The organism is Streptacidiphilus pinicola (assembly GCF_003258295.1).
Classification (GTDB): domain Bacteria; phylum Actinomycetota; class Actinomycetes; order Streptomycetales; family Streptomycetaceae; genus Streptacidiphilus; species Streptacidiphilus pinicola.
Map to the genome: position 1 here is coordinate 12,917 of NZ_QKYN01000027.1, position 16,418 is coordinate 29,334.

General features: G+C 69.8%; 17 protein-coding genes. 7 read left to right on the forward strand and 10 right to left on the reverse strand.

Features of this window, described 5'->3' with window-relative positions; genetic code table 11:
- Window positions 1–46: 46 nt before the first annotated feature.
- The gene (locus DN069_RS06270) at window positions 47–625 is read right to left on the reverse strand and encodes a TetR/AcrR family transcriptional regulator (RefSeq protein WP_111499911.1); all 579 of its coding nucleotides are present in this window, start codon (window positions 623–625) and stop codon (window positions 47–49) included.
- A gap of 98 nt (window positions 626–723) precedes the next feature.
- Between DN069_RS06270 and DN069_RS06275 the strand changes: the two genes are divergently transcribed.
- Together DN069_RS06275 and DN069_RS06280 are read left to right on the forward strand one after the other, a co-directional pair.
- A complete protein-coding gene (locus DN069_RS06275; protein WP_111499830.1) occupies window positions 724–1,194 on the forward strand; it encodes a nuclear transport factor 2 family protein in 471 nt (156 codons plus the stop codon).
- A 256-nt stretch (window positions 1,195–1,450) separates the two neighbouring features.
- A complete protein-coding gene (locus DN069_RS06280; RefSeq protein ID WP_111499831.1) occupies window positions 1,451–3,265 on the forward strand; it encodes a trypsin-like serine peptidase in 1,815 nt (604 codons plus the stop codon).
- Window positions 3,266–3,441: 176 nt separating this feature from the next.
- On the opposite strand, the gene DN069_RS06285 is transcribed toward DN069_RS06280, so the two are convergent.
- Window positions 3,442–3,780 (reverse strand): RNA polymerase-binding protein RbpA, encoded by a 339-nt coding sequence (locus tag DN069_RS06285; RefSeq protein WP_111499832.1) that lies wholly within the window; start codon window positions 3,778–3,780, stop codon window positions 3,442–3,444.
- Window positions 3,781–4,025: 245 nt separating this feature from the next.
- Here DN069_RS06285 and DN069_RS06290 point away from each other — a divergent pair, with 245 nt between their 5' ends.
- The 3 genes from DN069_RS06290 (at window position 4,026) to DN069_RS06300 (ending at window position 8,251) form a co-directional block, all read left to right on the forward strand.
- Window positions 4,026–6,302 carry an MMPL family transporter gene (locus DN069_RS06290; protein ID WP_111499833.1) on the forward strand — a complete coding sequence of 759 codons (2,277 nt, stop codon included), beginning with the start codon at window positions 4,026–4,028 and terminating at the stop codon, window positions 6,300–6,302.
- An 81-nt stretch (window positions 6,303–6,383) separates the two neighbouring features.
- Window positions 6,384–7,574: a sensor histidine kinase gene (locus tag DN069_RS06295; protein ID WP_111499834.1), complete on the forward strand. Its 1,191-nt coding sequence runs from the start codon at window positions 6,384–6,386 to the stop codon at window positions 7,572–7,574.
- A complete protein-coding gene (locus DN069_RS06300; protein ID WP_111499835.1) occupies window positions 7,571–8,251 on the forward strand; it encodes a response regulator in 681 nt (226 codons plus the stop codon). Before DN069_RS06295 ends, DN069_RS06300 begins: the two co-directional genes overlap by 4 nt.
- 39 nt (window positions 8,252–8,290) lie before the next feature.
- Here the strand turns inward: DN069_RS06300 and DN069_RS06305 are convergent, their stop codons facing one another.
- Window positions 8,291–9,109, reverse strand: coding sequence for a methyltransferase domain-containing protein (locus DN069_RS06305; protein ID WP_111499836.1), 819 nt, complete (start codon window positions 9,107–9,109; stop codon window positions 8,291–8,293).
- Between the two features lie 322 nt (window positions 9,110–9,431).
- Here DN069_RS06305 and DN069_RS06310 point away from each other — a divergent pair, with 322 nt between their 5' ends.
- Window positions 9,432–10,181, forward strand: coding sequence for a G1 family glutamic endopeptidase (locus tag DN069_RS06310; RefSeq protein WP_111499837.1), 750 nt, complete (start codon window positions 9,432–9,434; stop codon window positions 10,179–10,181).
- Window positions 10,182–10,333: 152 nt separating this feature from the next.
- On the opposite strand, the gene DN069_RS06315 is transcribed toward DN069_RS06310, so the two are convergent.
- The 6 genes from DN069_RS06315 to DN069_RS06340 form a co-directional block, all read right to left on the reverse strand.
- Window positions 10,334–10,762 (reverse strand): hypothetical protein, encoded by a 429-nt coding sequence (locus tag DN069_RS06315; RefSeq protein ID WP_133259834.1) that lies wholly within the window; start codon window positions 10,760–10,762, stop codon window positions 10,334–10,336.
- A gap of 103 nt (window positions 10,763–10,865) precedes the next feature.
- On the reverse strand, window positions 10,866–12,020 hold the full coding sequence (locus DN069_RS06320; RefSeq protein ID WP_207892066.1) for a hypothetical protein: 1,155 nt from the start codon (window positions 12,018–12,020) through the stop codon (window positions 10,866–10,868).
- 347 nt (window positions 12,021–12,367) lie between these two features.
- A complete protein-coding gene (locus tag DN069_RS06325) occupies window positions 12,368–12,913 on the reverse strand; it encodes a DinB family protein (RefSeq protein WP_111499839.1) in 546 nt (181 codons plus the stop codon).
- Between the two features lie 80 nt (window positions 12,914–12,993).
- Window positions 12,994–13,521 carry a class F sortase gene (locus DN069_RS06330; RefSeq protein ID WP_111499840.1) on the reverse strand — a complete coding sequence of 176 codons (528 nt, stop codon included), beginning with the start codon at window positions 13,519–13,521 and terminating at the stop codon, window positions 12,994–12,996.
- A gap of 181 nt (window positions 13,522–13,702) precedes the next feature.
- Window positions 13,703–13,975 carry a hypothetical protein gene (locus DN069_RS06335; RefSeq protein ID WP_111499841.1) on the reverse strand — a complete coding sequence of 91 codons (273 nt, stop codon included), beginning with the start codon at window positions 13,973–13,975 and terminating at the stop codon, window positions 13,703–13,705.
- A 208-nt stretch (window positions 13,976–14,183) separates the two neighbouring features.
- Window positions 14,184–14,486, reverse strand: coding sequence for a hypothetical protein (locus tag DN069_RS06340; protein ID WP_111499842.1), 303 nt, complete (start codon window positions 14,484–14,486; stop codon window positions 14,184–14,186).
- A gap of 332 nt (window positions 14,487–14,818) precedes the next feature.
- Here DN069_RS06340 and DN069_RS06345 point away from each other — a divergent pair, with 332 nt between their 5' ends.
- The gene (locus tag DN069_RS06345) at window positions 14,819–15,679 is read left to right on the forward strand and encodes a hypothetical protein (protein WP_111499843.1); all 861 of its coding nucleotides are present in this window, start codon (window positions 14,819–14,821) and stop codon (window positions 15,677–15,679) included.
- Window positions 15,680–15,715: 36 nt separating this feature from the next.
- Here the strand turns inward: DN069_RS06345 and DN069_RS06350 are convergent, their stop codons facing one another.
- Window positions 15,716–16,411 carry a 2-phosphosulfolactate phosphatase gene (locus tag DN069_RS06350; protein WP_111499844.1) on the reverse strand — a complete coding sequence of 232 codons (696 nt, stop codon included), beginning with the start codon at window positions 16,409–16,411 and terminating at the stop codon, window positions 15,716–15,718.
- Window positions 16,412–16,418 lie beyond the last annotated feature (7 nt).

Here is a 16,418-nt window from a genome sequence, read left to right on the forward strand (position 1 = left end):
CGACATCGACTCCAGCACTCCGGTTCGGGGGGACCAGGGTTGCTGCTCATACCCCGGTTGGGTGGCCTGTCTCGAGGGTGAGGAGGAGCCGCGCCGCCTTCTTGGCCTGGCGGGCTGGTGCGGGCGTGCCCGAGATCGCGGCGGTGGTCATGGCTCCCTCGGCCAGCAGGGCGATCTGCGCGCCGACGTCTGCTGCCGCCCCTGCGGCCGTTGTGAGTTCCTGCAGGTAAGCGTGGAACGCGTCCTTGTGGTGACGGGCGGCGGCCACGACCTGTGGCGAGGTGCCGCCCAGCTCTCCGAAGGAGTTGACGAAGGCGCACCCGTGGTAGTCGGGTTGGGTGAACCAGTCTTCCAGCCAGTCGAAGACTGCGAGCACCCGCTCCTGCGGGGTTCGCGCGGATGCGTCGACGTGGGTCGTGACGCTGTGGAGCCAACGGGTGTCCCTGCGGGCCAGGTAGGCCCCGAGGAGATCCCCCTTGGAGGGGAACAGCTGGTAGAGGCGCCGCAGCGTCACGCCCGCGGCGTCACGGATCACGTCCATGCCGACGGCCTGGATCCCTTGGGCGTAGAAGAGGTCCTCGGCCGCGTCCAGGATCCGCTCGCGTGCCAGATCAGTGTCCACGATCCTTCCGCCCCCCTTTCGCGAGAACCATCGTTCTCCTAGTCTAGGAAGCACATCACGAGAACGCTCGTTCTCACCAGTGCCGGCCAGAGGAGTGCCACATGTCAGACCAGCGCCCCCCATTCCCGCCGTTCACGCGGGAAACGGCAATCGCCAAGGTCCGCCAGGCCGAAGACGGCTGGAACACACGCGACCCCGAGAAGGTTGCCCTCGCCTACACGCCCGGCTCGCGCTGGCGCAACCGCGCGGAGTTCGTCACCGGCCGCGACGAGATCGCGAGGTTCCTGTCCCGCAAGTGGAACCAGGAACTGGACTACCGCCTCATCAAGGAACTGTGGGCGTTCGACGGGAACCGCATCGCGGTGCGGTTCGCCTACGAGTACCACGACGACTCCGGCCAGTGGTACCGCGCCTACGGCAACGAGAACTGGGAGTTCGACGACAACGGCCTCATGCGCGCCCGCCACGCCAGCATCAACAACCTCCCTATCGCCGAGGAGGACCGCACGTACCACTGGCCGCTGGGGCGCCGACCCGACCACCACCCCGGCCTGACCGAGCTCGGACTGTAACGCCCGGCGGGACAGCGCAGCGATGCCAGGCGACCGCTGACCCCACGACAGCGGAGCCCACGCTCACCCACCCCCAAAGCCCGTCAGGCCCCGGCACACGCGGGGTGGGCCGAAGCGGCGAAGTGTCCGGAGAACGTCCGGCCAACGTCGTTCCCCGGCTTGGCCGTTCAGGGTCAGTCTGAGGTCAGGACGAACCACGGGGGGACGTCCGCGCGGCTCCACGCGGGCCGCCACCACATTCAGGGGGAGCACACCCATGCGCAAACCCGGCAACATCCGGGGCGCCATCGCCATGACCGCGGCTGCCGCCGCGATCGCCACCGGTATCACGACGGCGGGCGCCGCCAGCGCTGCCGCCGCAGCTCCGGCCGCTCCGGCCGGCACGTTCACGGTCGCCTTCCAGGCCAACACCAACTACCTGTGGGAGTCGCCCGGAACGGCGTCCGGCTCGTTCAGCACGGGCCTGGGCATGATGCGCGGCACCAGCCCCAGCACCGCGCGCGGAGGGTGCAACGGGAGCAGCGGCGAGACCGCGTTCCAGGCCAACACCACCGACCTGCTGCTCAGTCGTGACGAGCACAACACCGACACGCATCTGGGCATGATGCACGGCACCAGCCCCAGCATCGGCAGCGTCTGCGAGGGGGAGACCAGCGTCTTCTGGACCGCGTTCCAGGCCAACACCACCGATCTGTGGGTGACCGGGAACGGGCGCAGCATCGACACGCATCTGGGCATGATGCGCGGTACCAGTCCCAGCATCGTCGCCCACTACGACAGCGCGAACCACATCGAGTACGACGTCGCCTTCCAGGCCAACAACGGTGAGCTGTACCGGTACAACTCGGAAACCGGACTGGGCACCGACCTGCACCTCGGCATGAAGGCCGGAACGAGCCCCAGCATCGCGTCCACCGGCGGGCCCGACGTCGAGATCGCGTTCCAGGCCAACTCCGGGGACCTGTGGACCACACCGGGGACCACCGTCGGCACCGACCTGCACCTGGGCATGATGGCCGGCACCAGCCCCAGCATCACCAGGAACTACAACAACAGCAGCCACTTCGGGATCGCGTTCCAGGCCAACACCGGGGACCTGTGGGTCGCGCCCGGGACCAGCGTCGGCACCGACCTGCACCTGGGCATGATGCACGGCACGAGCCCGAGCTACACCGTCAGCGGCTCGGGGGTCCCCGAGATCGCGTTCCAGGCCAACACCGGATATCTCTGGGTCACCTCGGACAAGAGGGCGACCGGCGAGAACCTGGGGCTGGGCATGGCTCCCGGGACCAGCCCCGGCATCATGGAGGGAAGCCTTCCGCCCGGTGGCGGGACGACCTACAGCACCTCGGGCGAGAAGACCGTCGGCAAGCTGTACTACCACATCCCCGGCATCGCGAGCTGGAACTGCACCGGCACGGTGATCGGCCGGGACATCGTCGCGACCGCCGGCCACTGCATCTTCAACGACTACAAGAAGGCCCTCGGTCTGCCGTGGTGGACGCCTCTTCCGTCCGGGTGGTTCAACGGCCCCAGCCCCGACAAGTTCGTACCGAACGACAACTCCCAAGGAGGTCACGTCGCCTGGTCGGTGCAGCATACCGCCTACGTCGACGAGCACTGGCACGGTGATCACGCCCCCGATGCCGATTTCGGGATCTACGTGATCGCGCCGCGCAACGGCGTGCACATCGGGGATGTGACCGGGACCCACCCGTGGAAGGTCTCGAACGGTGTGAACGCGGCCTCGACGCCCACTCACACCATCGGCTACCCGCACGACTTCCAGGACCCCCGCGCGTGCGACTCGCCGGCGGTCCGGTTCAACGGCGACAACAGCCAGGTGAGGATCGACTGCGTCTACGCCGACGGAGGATCCGGCGGCCCGCTCAGCAGCGGCGGCATCGCGTACGCCAACATCGGCGGATTCCAGCAGGGTGGCTCCAACGCGTACCCCTCCTACGGGGTCGTGTGGAACAGCGCATTCGGAGGCCTGGTCAGCTGGTTGAACGGCGGCCCCGCCGGGCGCGGCTCCGCTGCCCCGGTGCCGGTGACCTCGCTCCCGTTCTGAGCGTCAGCGACGCGGTCGAGGCACCGACAACCGCCCGGGAACAGGCCGAGTCGGACAGCGAGTGACCGAGTAGAGACACAGGCCCCGGCGCCCGTAGTGGCGCCGGGGCCTCCCAGCGGTGCCGCCCACTGGGCACGCATCCGCGCCCGCAGCGATGACTGCGGGCGAACGGCTGATCAGATGGTCCCGCGCAGCCTGGCCAATGCCTCGTTGAGCAGGATCTCGCCCTCCTCCTGGCTGCGGCGCTGGCGCACGTAGCCCATGTGGGTCATGTAGGGGGCGTGGCCCTCCGCCACCGGTGCATCGTCGCGGTCGCGGCCCGCAGGCAGGCCGCATTTGGGGCAGTCCCACGAGTGCGGGATCTCGGCCTCGATCGCAAAGCTGAGCTGCGAGTGGTGGCCCTTGCCGCACCAGAACGACACCCGCGTGCGCGGCGCGAGGTCACCCCGTTCCGGCTCCCCCAGCGGCCCAGACCCGACCCGCGCACCCCTGATGCCAGAACTTCGCTGCGCCACGCTTTTCCTCCTCGGTCATGATCACCACGCCTCGGATACGCATGGAGAAGGCACAGCCTACGGCCACCGCGACCGGGCATCCCCCAGCCCTCCCGACCGCCGATGCCGCACTCCCCCCGTACGAGGCTTGAGCGAGGCCCTACTGCGATTTCAGTAGGCGGGTTCACTGCAGCGGAACGACGACACGAAAGCGCTGGTCAGGGAGGGTAGGCGGGAATTGGTTCTGGATCGGAAGGCCCCCTGCCATGGCTACATTCCTCTACCGTCTCGGCCGGCTGGCCGTTCGATGGCGCTGGTTCGTCTCGCTGCTGTGGGTGGGCGTGCTGGCGGCCGTGGGAGCCGGTGCGGCGCTCGCTCCGGCTGCCCCTGACACCGGCTTCACCATGCCCGGGACCGAGTCGCAGCAGGCTTCGGACCTGATGCAGCAGCGGTTTGCCGGCGCGCACGGAGCGAACGGCGCGAGCGGCGCTACCGCGAAGATCGTCTTTGTCGCCCCGTCGGGCCAGAAGGTGACGGCGGTGGCGAACGAGAAGGCGATCGAGCGGGCGGTCACCGAGGTCGCCGGCGGAGCCCAGGTGTCGAGCGCCGTCGACCCGTTCCAGGTGAACGCGGTCAGCAAGGACGGCTCGACCGCCTACACCACCGTCTCCTACAAGGTGGCGGCCAAGGACCTGACCGACACCAGCAAGGCGCAGTTGAAGGACGCCGCACAGCAGGTTCGCGACGCAGGCCTGACCGTCGAGATCGGTGGGACCGCGCTGGAGTCGCAGCCGTCCGCCGGTGGGGCCACCGAGGCGATCGGCGTCCTCATCGCGGCGGTGGTCCTGCTGGTGACCTTCGGCTCCATGGCCGCGGCGGGTGTGCCGCTGCTGACGGCGCTCATGAGCGTCGGCATCGGGGCGGCGGCGATCATGGCGCTCGGGAGCACGCTCGGCCTGTCGTCGAGCACGTCCACGCTGGCGACCATGCTCGGGCTGGCCGTCGGCATCGACTACGCCGTGCTGATCATCTCTCGCTACCGCGAGGAGCGAGCGAACGGCCACGAGCCGCAGGAAGCCGTTGGACGGGCTCTCGGCACAGCAGGCTCCTCCGTCGTCTTCGCCGGCATGACCGTCGTCATCGGACTGGCCGGGCTTTCCGTCGTCGGTATCCCCATGCTGACCAAGATGGGGCTGGCAGCCGCCGGTACGGTCGGCGTCGCCGTCCTGGTCGCGCTCACGCTGGTTCCCGCGCTGCTGGGCTTCTGGCGAAAGGCGGTGCTGCCCCGGAAGGCGCGCAAGGCGGGCCGTGGGAAGCGCGCCGAAAGCAGGGACAAGCCCAACGGCGGGACGCGTTGGGCACGGTTCGTGCTGCGCCGTCCGCTGCCCGTTCTGCTGCTCGGTGTCGTCGGCCTCGGTGTGATCGCCTCGCCGGTCACGAAGTTGCATCTGGGCACGACCGGGGACGAGTCCAAGCCCACCTCCACGACAGAGCGACGGGCCTACGACGACCTGTCTCAGGCCTTCGGCCCCGGCTTCAACGGCCCGCTCACCATCGTCGTCGACGCGTCGAAGTCCCAGGACGCCAAGGGCGCCGTGGGCACGATCGAGGAGAAGGTGAAGCAGACCTCGGGAGTGGTCTCGGTCTCCCCGGCCCGCTTCAACCCCGCAGGCGACACGGCCGTCTTCACCGCGACCCCGGCGACCAGTCCGACGGACACGAAGACCGCGGACCTCGTCAACGCCCTGCGTGACGAGCGGCCCGCGGTGACGGCCGGGACCGATGCCACCTACCAGGTCACGGGAACGACGGCGGTCAACATCGACAGCGCCGCCAAGGTCCAGGGCGCACTCGTGCCCTACCTGCTGCTGGTCGTCGGGCTCGCGTTCCTGCTGCTGATGGTGGTCTTCCGGTCGCTGCTGGTGCCGCTGAAGGCGGCGCTCGGCTTCGTGCTGTCGGTTCTGGCCGCGCTGGGCGCGGTGGTGGCGGTCTTCCAGTGGGGCTGGGGCGCCTCGCTGCTGGGGGTCCACACGACCGGGCCGATCATGAGCCTGATGCCGATCTTCATGGTGGGCATCGTCTTCGGCCTGGCCATGGACTACGAGGTCTTCCTCGTCTCCCGGATCCGCGAGGCCCACGTCCACGGCGAGAAGTCCGCCGACTCGATCGTGACCGGGCTGCGGGCCAGCTCTCGCGTGGTGGTCGCGGCGGCACTCATCATGATGTCGGTCTTCTCCGGCTTCGTCGGGGCGAGCGACTCGATGATCAAGATGATCGGCTTCGGCATGGCCGTCGCGGTCCTCTTCGACGCGTTCGTCGTCCGGATGGCGATCGTGCCCGCCGCACTCGCCCTGCTCGGCCGCCGGGCGTGGTGGCTCCCCCGCTGGCTGGACCGTCTGCTGCCGCGCATCGACGTGGAGGGCGAGGCCTTGAGCCGAGGTCCCGCCGCCGAGCGGAACGGCGGAGCAACGGACGACTCGCACGACGAGAGCGGGGAGCCGGACGACTCGGCCAGCAGTCGGCGCGCGCTCACCCGCGGCTGACGAGGAATGCGGCCTGATGGACCGATGATGGAATCCCGCCGGGCTGCTGCTCCGGCCCGAACCACAGGTTGGCCCTCCGCTATGATCCGCCGCTGGCAGCTCTATCTGCGCCGCCACCCACGCGCCGCAGACCTGTGGCTGGCCGTGCTGCTCTTCGTGGCCACCGGGCCCGGGGCGGCCATCCCGACCGGCGCGTCGAAACCGGGCGCATGGTGGCCGCCCTCCGTCGTGGGGGTGGTCGCCTGCGGAGCGATCATGTGGCGACGCAGCCACCCCCGGGCGGTGGTCGTGGTGACGGCCGCCTGCGCGACGACCGTCAGCGCCCTCGGCTATCTGCCGTCGGCGCTGTTGCTGGGGCCCCTGATGGTGGCTCTCTACTCGCTCGTGGTGCGGGCGACGACGCGGACCACCGTGATCTACGCAAGCGCCGCCATCGCGGCTGTCCTCGTCGCGACGCTGCTGGGCCGGTCGACTCAGGGGGCCTGGCTGGTCAAGACCGTTGTCCCCACCTCGGCTCTGCTCCTGCCACTCGCGATCGGCCAGGCCGTCCGGCTGCACCGCGCCTGGCTCGGGGCTGAGCGCGCTCGCGCCGAGTACGCGGAGCGCACGAGGGAGGAGGAGGCCCGGCAACGCGTGGTGGAGGAGAGGCTGCGCATCGCCCGTGAACTGCACGACGTCGTCGCGCACCATCTGGCGCTCGCGAACGCACAGGCCGGTGCGGTCTCCCGGCTGATCGCCCGCGATCCGGCGCGCGCCCAGGAGTTCGTCGACCAGCTCACGGACACCACCTCGGCGGCCCTGCGCGAGCTCAAGGCCACCGTCGGCCTCATGCGCCAGGGCGAAGACGCCGACGCGCCGCTCGAGCCGGCACCGGGTCTCGCCCAGCTGCCGCAACTGACCGACTCCTTGGCGGGCACGGGGCTCCATGTCGCCGTCGTGATCGACGGAGAGCCCCGCCCGCTGTCCCCCGGAACGGACCTGACGGCATTCCGCATCATCCAGGAGGCGCTGACCAACGTCACCAAACACGCTGCCACCGACCACGCGCAGGTGCGCCTGAGCTACACCCGCAACCGGCTGACCATCACCGTCACGGACGAAGGACCCGGCACCGACGCACCTTCCGCCGTTCCCGGCTACGGCGTGCTCGGCATGCGCGAGCGCGCCCAGTCGCTCGGCGGCCGCCTCGACGCCGGACGCCGGGCCGCCGGCGGATTCGAGGTCACCGCCGAACTGCCCCTCGACCACCGCCTCAAGGAGCACGACACATGACCGTCCGCGTCCTGCTGGTCGACGACCAGGCGCTGCTGCGCACCACCTTCCGTGTCGTCATCGACTCCGCTGAAGACCTGGAGGTCGTCGGCGAGGCGGCGGACGGCGCCCAGGCCGTGGCACTCGCCGTACAGCACCGGCCCGACGTGGTGCTCATGGACATCCGCATGCCGGGGATGGACGGCCTGGCCGCTACGGCGGCGATCTGCGATCGTCCGGAGCTGGCCGGCACCCACGTGCTCATCCTGACGACGTTCGAGACCGACGAGCACGTGGCCACGGCCCTGCGGGCGGGCGCCGCCGGGTTCCTGGGCAAGGACGTGCAGGCCGACCAACTCCTGGACGCCATTCGCACCGTCGCGGAGGGGGAAGCGCTGCTGTCTCCGACGGCGACCCGCTCCTTGATCACCCGCTTCCTGGCCACGCCGCAGGCGCTCGAGGCGGCCTCCGGGCCGGATCCGTTGGGCGATCTGACGGCACGCGAGCGGGAGATCATGTCGCTGGTCGCGGAAGGCATGACCAATCAGCAGATCGCCGCGAAGCTGCATGTCAGTCACCTCACTGTGCGCACGCACGTCCATCACGCCATGCAGAAGCTGGACGCCCGCGACCGTGCGCAACTCGTGGTGATCGCCTACCAGACCGGCTTGGTGCAGCCGGGAGCACCGTCCGACTGAGGGGCGAAGACGGCGGTCGGTGCAGCGTAGCCGAGCCCGTCAGCCGGGCCGGTGTGCGATGACCGCGAACATGGTGACCGACAAGTGGAAGGCACTGCGTTCGGCGGCGGCCGTGAGGTCGGCGTAGAGCCGGTCCCGCTGCTCCTCGGTGATCAGACCCCGCTGGAGCGCGGCCGCGCCCAGCCCTCGGACGAGCGGCCAGGTGACGGTCCGTGGATCGTGGAGCAGGACGTCGGATCCGAGGTCGTCCACGATCAGGCCTGCCTCGGCGAGCCAGCCCGCCAGGTGGCGTCCGGCCTCCGGGGTGGCGGCGGCTGCCCGGGTGACGGAGGCCAGCCCGGCGCGGATCTCCGGGGCGGCCGGGTGGAGGATGAACGTGGCCCAGTCGCTGTCGAGCAGGGCGACCCGGCCGCCCGGGCGCAGCACCCGGGCGATCTCGGCCACGGCTCGGGCCGGATCGGCCAGATGCTGCAGGACCCGCTCGCATCGGACGACATCGACACTCGCGTCGGCGAGCGGGAGTGCGAGCGCGTCACCGTCCACGAACCGCGCTGGGCTGTCGACGTCGGCCGCGCGCCGCTCGGCGAGCGCGCGCAGGCCCGGGTGGGGTTCCAGGCCGAGCGCGACACCGTCCGGACCGACCGCCGCGGCGAGTACCTGGGTCTCCGACCCGGTGCCTGACCCGATGTCCAGTGCCCTCTCCCCCGGACGCACGCCGAGGCGGGCGTGCGCCCATGCCCGCAGCCGGCGCACGCCGTCGTAGACGGCCTGCGCGTCCAGCGCGGTGACCAGCCGGTCGGTGACCGCAGGGTCGGCATTGGCCGCATGGAAGGCCGAGGTGGGGCGCGGTTCGCTCACGCACTCACTATAGGCAGGCCTGACGACCGTTCAGCGGCTTGGGCCGCCGGCCCCCTGGTCCTTCTGACGGATCCCATGGAACAGGCGGGGTACAGACGTTCGTCCTGCGCCCTGAGTTTCGCCCGTGTCAACGGAACTTCTCATTCTCGTAAGAACCATTGACCGCAAACCATCAAGTCTGGTTCTCTACACCACGGCCAGTGGTGCACCGCTTGTCCGATCAGCCGATCTACCGTCATGCACGTTTTCCTGCACGTCAGTTGGTGATCCGCGCGCGCTTGTCCCCGCGCGGGTCGCCCTGGCGTCCCGCTCAAGGAGAAGCATGCGCAGGTTCCTGACAGGCACCGCCGCCCTCGCCGCCGTCGCGACGTCCCTCGCCGGCCTCGTCGTTCCGGTCAGCGCGGCAGCGGCCTCCGGGCTGCCGTTCCGGCCCATCAGCCACAACGTCACCACCGGCCAGCACCACAAGGGCTACAACATCAACGGCTACAACTGGGGCGGCTACGCCGCCACGGGCAGCGGCTTCACGTCCGTCTCGGCGTCGTGGACCGAGCCGCGGGCGACGTGCAACTCCACCAACGACCTGTACGCCCCCTGGGTCGGCATCGACGGCTACGGGTCGAGCACGGTGGAGCAGACCGGGGTGGCGACGGACTGCTCGAGCGGCAGCCCGGTGAACCAGGCCTGGTACGAGATGTACCCGGCCAACCCGGTCTACCTCAGCCTCAGCTCCTACCCGGTGTCGGCGGGCGACTCCATCCACGCCTCGGTGACCTACGCCGGCAGCAACCGGTACACGCTGAAGCTGTCGGACTCCACCAAGGGGTGGACGTACACCACCACCAAGAGCCTCTCGGCGTCGCGGGCCAGCGCCGAGGTCATCATCGAGTCGCCGACCGGGGCCTACCCCAACTTCGGGACGCTGAACTTCAGCTCGGCGACGGTCAACGGCGCCTCGCTCGGTTCGTCCGGCCCGACGGCGTTGGACCCCAGCTCGGGCGGCGTCTACGAGGCGCACACGAGCGCCCTCTCCGGCGGGACCAGCTTCTCTGAGCAGTACCTGCACGAGTAGGAGCAGGCGCCGGCGGCGCGGTGGGAATCCCCCGTCCCGTCAGGTCGCCACCGCACCGCCCGACCGCCGGCCCTCGGCGGCCGGGCGGTGCGCGCCGTCTGACGGCCTGTCGGCACTCCGCGGGGTTCAGCGCCACCCGCTCGCCACGCCGGTCATTCCGGGGAGCTTGGCGGGGGCTGCAGGTACATCAGCGAAGTGGTGGGGAGACGAACCCGGCTGACGGCGAGTCGGCAGCGGTGCGGGTCGAGCCAGGTGCTGCGCCAGCCCGGTGGGTCGGCCGCCTCCCATCGGGTGCGGGCGATGCCGGTGGCGGGGGTGTGCTGTTCGGGGAGGAAGAGTTGGACCCAGCCGGCCGCACGTTGGGGTTCGACGCGGTGGGGGATGCCGGCGGTGGCCAGGGCCGCGACGAGGTCGACCGCGTGGGGCGGCCAGCCTTGTGCGACGGCGGCGTGGATGAGTTCGGCCGGACCGCGGCCGCTGGGGGCGGCGCTGTCGGCGGCCGACGTCGGGGCGGGGTGGTGGTGGTCGGGTTGCACGATGGCGTACCTGGTGTCGCGGGTCGTGTGGGTCTGAGCGGACACTGCTTGGCGTGATGGGCGGACGCCCCGGGGTGGGTGCGGACGCGACGGGCCCGCACCCACCCCGGGTGTCCACCGCTCGTGCGGTCGGACGACCGGCGGCCGGTCAGTGCAGAGTGGCGTGGGAGAGGTCGCACTCGTTGGTGTCGTTGGACCAGGTGGCCTGCTCGGCGAAGCTGCCGGTGCCCATGCTGACCATGCCGGCGCCGCCCGCGGTGCCAGGGGAGAGCCAGGCGCACTCGTCGGCGTTCTCCTGGCCGTTGTAGGAGCTGCCGGACTGCTGGTTGGTCCAACCGCCCGCCGGGAACTGGTCCGACATCATCTCCTGCCACTCGTGGCCGAGCGTCATCGTCCAGCCGTCGAGCGTTCCGGGCGAGTTGACGAAGCCGACGCCGCAGCCCGAGCCGGAGTCCATGTTGTAGGGCTGGTTGGAGAAGGCCAGGTCGCCGTAGGGCGAGTTGACGGCACCGCCGGTGAGCGAGGAGTCGCCGGTGTAGTCGTGCCAGGCGCAGTACTGGCCCTGGTAGTTGTCGGGGTTGGTGCCGGTCGGCGACAGGATCACGTAGTAGGTGTCACGGTTGGACGCGGCCGTGGTGTTGCCGAAGTGGGCGGCCGCGTTGACGGCCTCGGTGCCCAGCTGGTTGCCGGAGGCGGCGGCCGGGGAGGCACCGGAGTCGTCGTACCAGACGCCGGAGAGGACGCCGCCGGTCTGGTAGGGGATGAAGCTCGCGTTGCTGGGGCAACTCGTCGCCCCGGCGCTCACGTTGGAGCCGTCGCACCACTGGGTGAGCACCGAGGACCACTGCTCGCCGCCGGTGCCGATGCCCTTGAACATCTCCTGCGCGGCCGGCGCGCCGCCGTCCGCGTCGCCGGAGAAGTTCAGGTCGCCGTTGCCGTTGGTCGACTGCGTGCCCCACTGGTTTCCGTAGAAGACCAGGTAGACCTTGGCGTGGCTGTCCAGGACGCCGACGCCGTTGATGCCGCCGCCGTAGGACAGGGTCTCGGGGCCGGTCGCTGCGGTGGTGGCGTGGGTCTTGGCCCAGGCCCGCATCTTCGCGCCCTGGGCGCGGGTGGGGATGGCCCCGTGGCGGTAGGGGTGCTGGTACTGGGGGTTGAAGGGGTTGGCCTGCGGCGCGGCGTGCGTGGCAGGTGCCGCGAGGGCCGCCGGCGCCTGGGTCGCGACAAGCGTCGCTGCGGTGAGCAGAGTCAGCGAGGCGAGTCCGGTCAGGACCTTGCGGCCGTGCTGGTGGGGGTGACCCATCGGGAGAGATCCTCTCTGCGCTTCGGACGCCACCACCGATGCAGAGGCGACGCCTGACGTGCCGTCGACGGCCGCAGACACGGTATGACCGGGCCGCGTGCCGTCAACTGGCCAGTGGGGGTGGGTGCTTGAGGACGTGCTCGTCGAGCGGGCCAGTTGTGCACCACTGGCCGTGGTGAACACAAGCAGAGTTGTCCGGGTCAGGTCAATGACGTGTGCGAAGTCCCCTCCACTGTTCGCACACCCCCCACCACTCCCCCGCCAAAACTCCATGCCCGCGGCGCCAGCGCACCCGACTCCCCGCCGACGATCACTGTGGACACGGATCAGCACGGCATGACAGGTTGTCAGTCGTCCTGCCAGCGGTAGAGGTCACGCAGCAGGGAAATCTCGGCGCCGTGATGGATCAGCTCCCTGTTGACGTGCAGGACCCTGTTCTCCATGGGAAACCGCTCGGGACCCACCGTGGGCGGATTCTCCAGGTCAGCATCCGAGAGTTCGCGGACCCCCGCGTTCCATCTCTCATACATCTCATCGAGCTGCTTCAGCGCCTCGCCAGCGGTCCCCGCGTAGGCGAATGTCTGGGCGTCGAAGTCCTGGCCACCGAAGTACCATCCGACCCGATAGCCCAGGCACGAGACGATGATGTGCGCCAGCCGCCAGGCAATCGTGGTCACCGGCGCCGGCACCGGGTCAGGGGACACGAAGTCCATCGTCCACTCTCCCGAACCCGCCGACATCGGTGAGGCCGACGTGCCACGTGGGCGGATGCTCCAGCAGCCGCGCACCGGCTCCCAGAAGTACTCCTCATCCGTAAGACCGTCCAGCTGCGGCCGCAAGTTGTTGCGCCAGTGCCAGTCCAGCTGCTCCGCGAGCCGCTCGCTTCTTGTCATTTCCGCACACTACATACAACGGAGACCTGGCTGCGACCCTGGCCGGGTTGGGTCCGATGACCTAACCCCCCCGCCGTCCGCTACCGCTGCAGCGGGCGGCCTGAGGCGTCGCCGCCGTCTTCGCTGAGCACAGCTCCGGGTGCCGCCGGCTGAGTGCCGGTCAGGTGGGCGTAGACCACGACGTTGCTGGAGTACTCCTGGGTGGCGCGGTCGAAGGTGCCACCGCACGTGATCAGGCGTAGTTCCGCGCGTCCGGTGTTGGCGTAGACCGTGCTCTCGTCGAACTGGTCGCGGGGGATCACCTGGATACGGTCGACGGTGAAGTCGGCGGTCGTGCGATCGGTGCGCTGGACGGCGACCAGGTCCCCGGGCCGGCTGGAGGTCAGCGGGTAGAAGACGGCCGGACCGGTGTGGGTGTCGACGTGACCGACGATGACGGCGGTCCCGTTCTGGCCCGGGGTCACCGAGCCGGTGTACCAGCCGGCGGCGTCGGGGCGGGAGAAGGGTGGCGTGGCCACGGTGCCGTCCTCGGCCTGGGCGACCGCCATGAGCGGGGCATTGACTCCGAGTCGGGTGATCACGATGCGTACCGGGTCGGATCTGCGCATAGGCGCGGCGGGCGCCGTGGATCGTGCCGGGCCGGACCGGGTGGGCGGCGCCACGGGCTTGGACTGTGCCGGCTGAGAGTGCCCCGGGGTGCCGCAGCCGGTGAGCGCTGCGCACACCAGCGCCGCGAAGAGGGTCGCGGTGGCGGCCGAACTCCGTCGGCCGCCACCGCCGGTGCGTGTGTCAGCCACCGATGTGCTGGCTGAGCCTGGCGACCTCGGCGGCCATGGCGCCGCCGCCGGCGTCGACACCGTGCTCGCGGCACTCGCGCTCCCAACGGTCCCCACGGTCGCAACGGCACTCGCGCTCCCAACGGTCCCCACGGTCGCAGTGGCGGTGGTGGTGACCCGTCTGCACCTGCGCGACGGTACGCGGGGCGGCCTGGGCGGCCGGGGCCATCACGCCGATCACGGCCGAGGCGGCCACGGCCGCGAGCACGGTTGAACGCATGAACATCACAATTTCCTCCATTGTTGAAAGGGCGACACTGCCAAGGGTGGTCACCTGATGTGATCTTCCGTCAGAATCCCCGACTCCAGCCCCGGAACCACGCGATGCAACCCAGATACACACCATCGGTTGATCAGATCGAATGCCCACCCGGGATGGTGCGAGGTCAAACAGCCCACTCCGCCCGCGACGCGGCCACCCCGGCTTCGCCCAATCAGTCCTGGAAGGTCCGTTCGTTGAGCAGATCGAGGTTGCGAAACACCGGGGGGCCGTCGCACAGCGCCGCGAGCTGCGCCGCGAACTCCGCCGTCTCCGGGCGGTTGGAGTTGTCCATCGCCTGCTCGTAGGACGGGAACTCCACGATGTTCAGGTACACGTTCTCCTTGTCCCGGTCCCGGACCTGCAAGGCCCGCGACGCCAGACGGTTGCCCGCGTTCTTTTCGACCCAGCTGTCCAGCAGGGCGTTGAATTCGTCGATGCGACTGGTCTTGAACTCGATGATCTGCACGAATCTCATGGCTCGGCTCCTCCTTGACGCAGCGGCTCAGCAGCCGACTGTCTCCGTCAGCGTCCATCAGGCCTGGGCGCTCGGGGCGCCGCCTCGCCGTGCCCGCACCCTGTTGGCTCCGAGTGGGTCGAACTGGTGTCGCTCGGCCTACGGCCGAACGGCTGAACTCGGGGCGCGGGGCGGGCGTCCTACCCGGCGCGCGCGGGCTGCCGTCGGATGCTGGCCACGCTGGCCCCCTTCCCTGCCACTGGGACAGCACGGCCGTGGTCTGGTGACGGCCGTTCGGGGCCACCGCCCACATCAGCTACCGAAGGGCACGTCCGATGCCGTTCACCCCACCCATGACTCTCCGACTGACCGGCGCGTGTCTCACCGCAGGCTGTCTGGCACTGGCCGGGCCGGCCGGCAGCGCTGCCGCGGGGACCGACCACCCGCAACAGGTCGACGTCGTGATGAAGAATTCCGGCTTCGCCTTCCCCCACCACCTCCACGCGGGATGGGTCACCTTCCGCACCACCACCAAGGACGCGCAAGGCCACACCCTCCAGGGGTTCCGGCTCCGCAAGGGCCACACCCTGGCTCAGCTCAGCGCCGACCTCAACAACGCCGTCAGCAACACCCCCGCGACCGCAGCCGCGGGCATCAGCGGAGTCGCCAAGGACGCCCTGCTCGTGGGCGGAACCGCCGTCGAGCCGTCCACCGCCGTCTCGTCCACGATGCCGCTGCGGGCGGGCACGTACTGGTTCTTCGACTTCAACCAGGTCTTCGCCCACCAGCCGTTGACGTTCCACAAGGTCCAGGTCCACGGTGACTTCGAGGACGCGCCGCTGCACTTCGCGGCCGTGGTCAAGCAGGTCGAGACCAAGAACGGCCCCCGGTTCCTGGCGCCCGAGAGCTTCAACACAGACAACAACGTGCTCGTGGAGAACCGCGCCGACGAAATCCACGAACTGTCCTTCCAACGCGTCAAGCCGGGCGTCACGGACAAGGACCTCACCAAGGTCTTCAACGGCACGTCGACGACGAACCCCTTCGCCGAGAACGGGAGCCGCGGCCTGGCCCCGATGTCACCCGGCCGCGTACAGGTGCTCCACTTCGACCCCGTGGGCGGCCGCTACGCCATGCTCTGCTTCATCCCCGACGACAAGTCGGGTATCCCGCATGCCTTCCTGGGCATGCACAGGATCATCCGCCTCCGCTGACCCCCATCGGTCGTCCGGCTCAGCCGGACGACCGCATCAGTTCGCGGCGTCGTCGGCCTGCTGGGGCACGGGACGCAGGACCATGAGCGAGTCTTCCAGGGCTGCCACCATGGCAAAGGGAAACCGGTCGAGTTCAAGACAGAGTGCGACGTCATCGGGATGCACTCCCTGACGCACGCCCTGCGCAAGCTCGGCCGCGGCGCGCGAATCGGCGGCGCGGCGAAGGAACTCGGCCGCATCCGCTCTGGTCTCGGTGGCTCTGCGAGCGATGTACTGAGCACACGCCAGGTCTTCTTCGGCCTGTCCGTCTTCTCCGGTGACCACGAACGTGACGCTGTCGCTCTTGCGTGTCCGCAGGACTCGAGCGGTTGCCTCCGCCACCACGAAGCCGGCGCACAGCACCATCGCCGCATCCTTGACGGCGAGGGCACCGACCGTCCCTGCGGTGGTCTTCTGCACGACGGTGCGCCCGCGAAGGTCGGCAGACCTCAGCAGACCCGGCGAGTTGACCATGTCGAACCCAGGCGCGGGCGGACCGTCCTTGAGTGCCACCCAGTCCGGGTGACGGGCTTTGAACGCCAGGGCGTCATCAAGTGACTCGGAAAGGACGATTCTTTCCGCCCCTTGGGAGAAGGCCCAGGCGGCCACCGTGAAGGCACGCATGACGTCGACCACGACCGCCACGGACGGTGGCTCGACCAGCTCAGCGATACCAACGAAACGAGCGTCCATTCCGATC

Excerpts from the sequence above, each read along its gene's own strand:
- DN069_RS06275 (WP_111499830.1), top strand. The coding sequence starts at position 724 with ATGTCAGACCAGCGCCCCCCATTCCCGCCGTTCACGCGGGAAACGGCA.
- DN069_RS06280 (WP_111499831.1), top strand. The coding sequence starts at position 1,451 with ATGCGCAAACCCGGCAACATCCGGGGCGCCATCGCCATGACCGCGGCT.
- DN069_RS06290 (WP_111499833.1), top strand. The coding sequence starts at position 4,026 with ATGGCTACATTCCTCTACCGTCTCGGCCGGCTGGCCGTTCGATGGCGC.
- DN069_RS06295 (WP_111499834.1), top strand. The coding sequence starts at position 6,384 with ATGATCCGCCGCTGGCAGCTCTATCTGCGCCGCCACCCACGCGCCGCA.
- DN069_RS06300 (WP_111499835.1), top strand. The coding sequence starts at position 7,571 with ATGACCGTCCGCGTCCTGCTGGTCGACGACCAGGCGCTGCTGCGCACC.
- DN069_RS06310 (WP_111499837.1), top strand. The coding sequence starts at position 9,432 with ATGCGCAGGTTCCTGACAGGCACCGCCGCCCTCGCCGCCGTCGCGACG.
- DN069_RS06320 (WP_207892066.1), bottom strand. The coding sequence starts at position 12,020 with ATGGGTCACCCCCACCAGCACGGCCGCAAGGTCCTGACCGGACTCGCC.
- DN069_RS06325 (WP_111499839.1), bottom strand. The coding sequence starts at position 12,913 with ATGACAAGAAGCGAGCGGCTCGCGGAGCAGCTGGACTGGCACTGGCGC.
- DN069_RS06330 (WP_111499840.1), bottom strand. The coding sequence starts at position 13,521 with ATGCGCAGATCCGACCCGGTACGCATCGTGATCACCCGACTCGGAGTC.
- DN069_RS06335 (WP_111499841.1), bottom strand. The coding sequence starts at position 13,975 with ATGTTCATGCGTTCAACCGTGCTCGCGGCCGTGGCCGCCTCGGCCGTG.
- DN069_RS06340 (WP_111499842.1), bottom strand. The coding sequence starts at position 14,486 with ATGAGATTCGTGCAGATCATCGAGTTCAAGACCAGTCGCATCGACGAA.
- DN069_RS06345 (WP_111499843.1), top strand. The coding sequence starts at position 14,819 with ATGACTCTCCGACTGACCGGCGCGTGTCTCACCGCAGGCTGTCTGGCA.
- DN069_RS06350 (WP_111499844.1), bottom strand. The coding sequence starts at position 16,411 with ATGGACGCTCGTTTCGTTGGTATCGCTGAGCTGGTCGAGCCACCGTCC.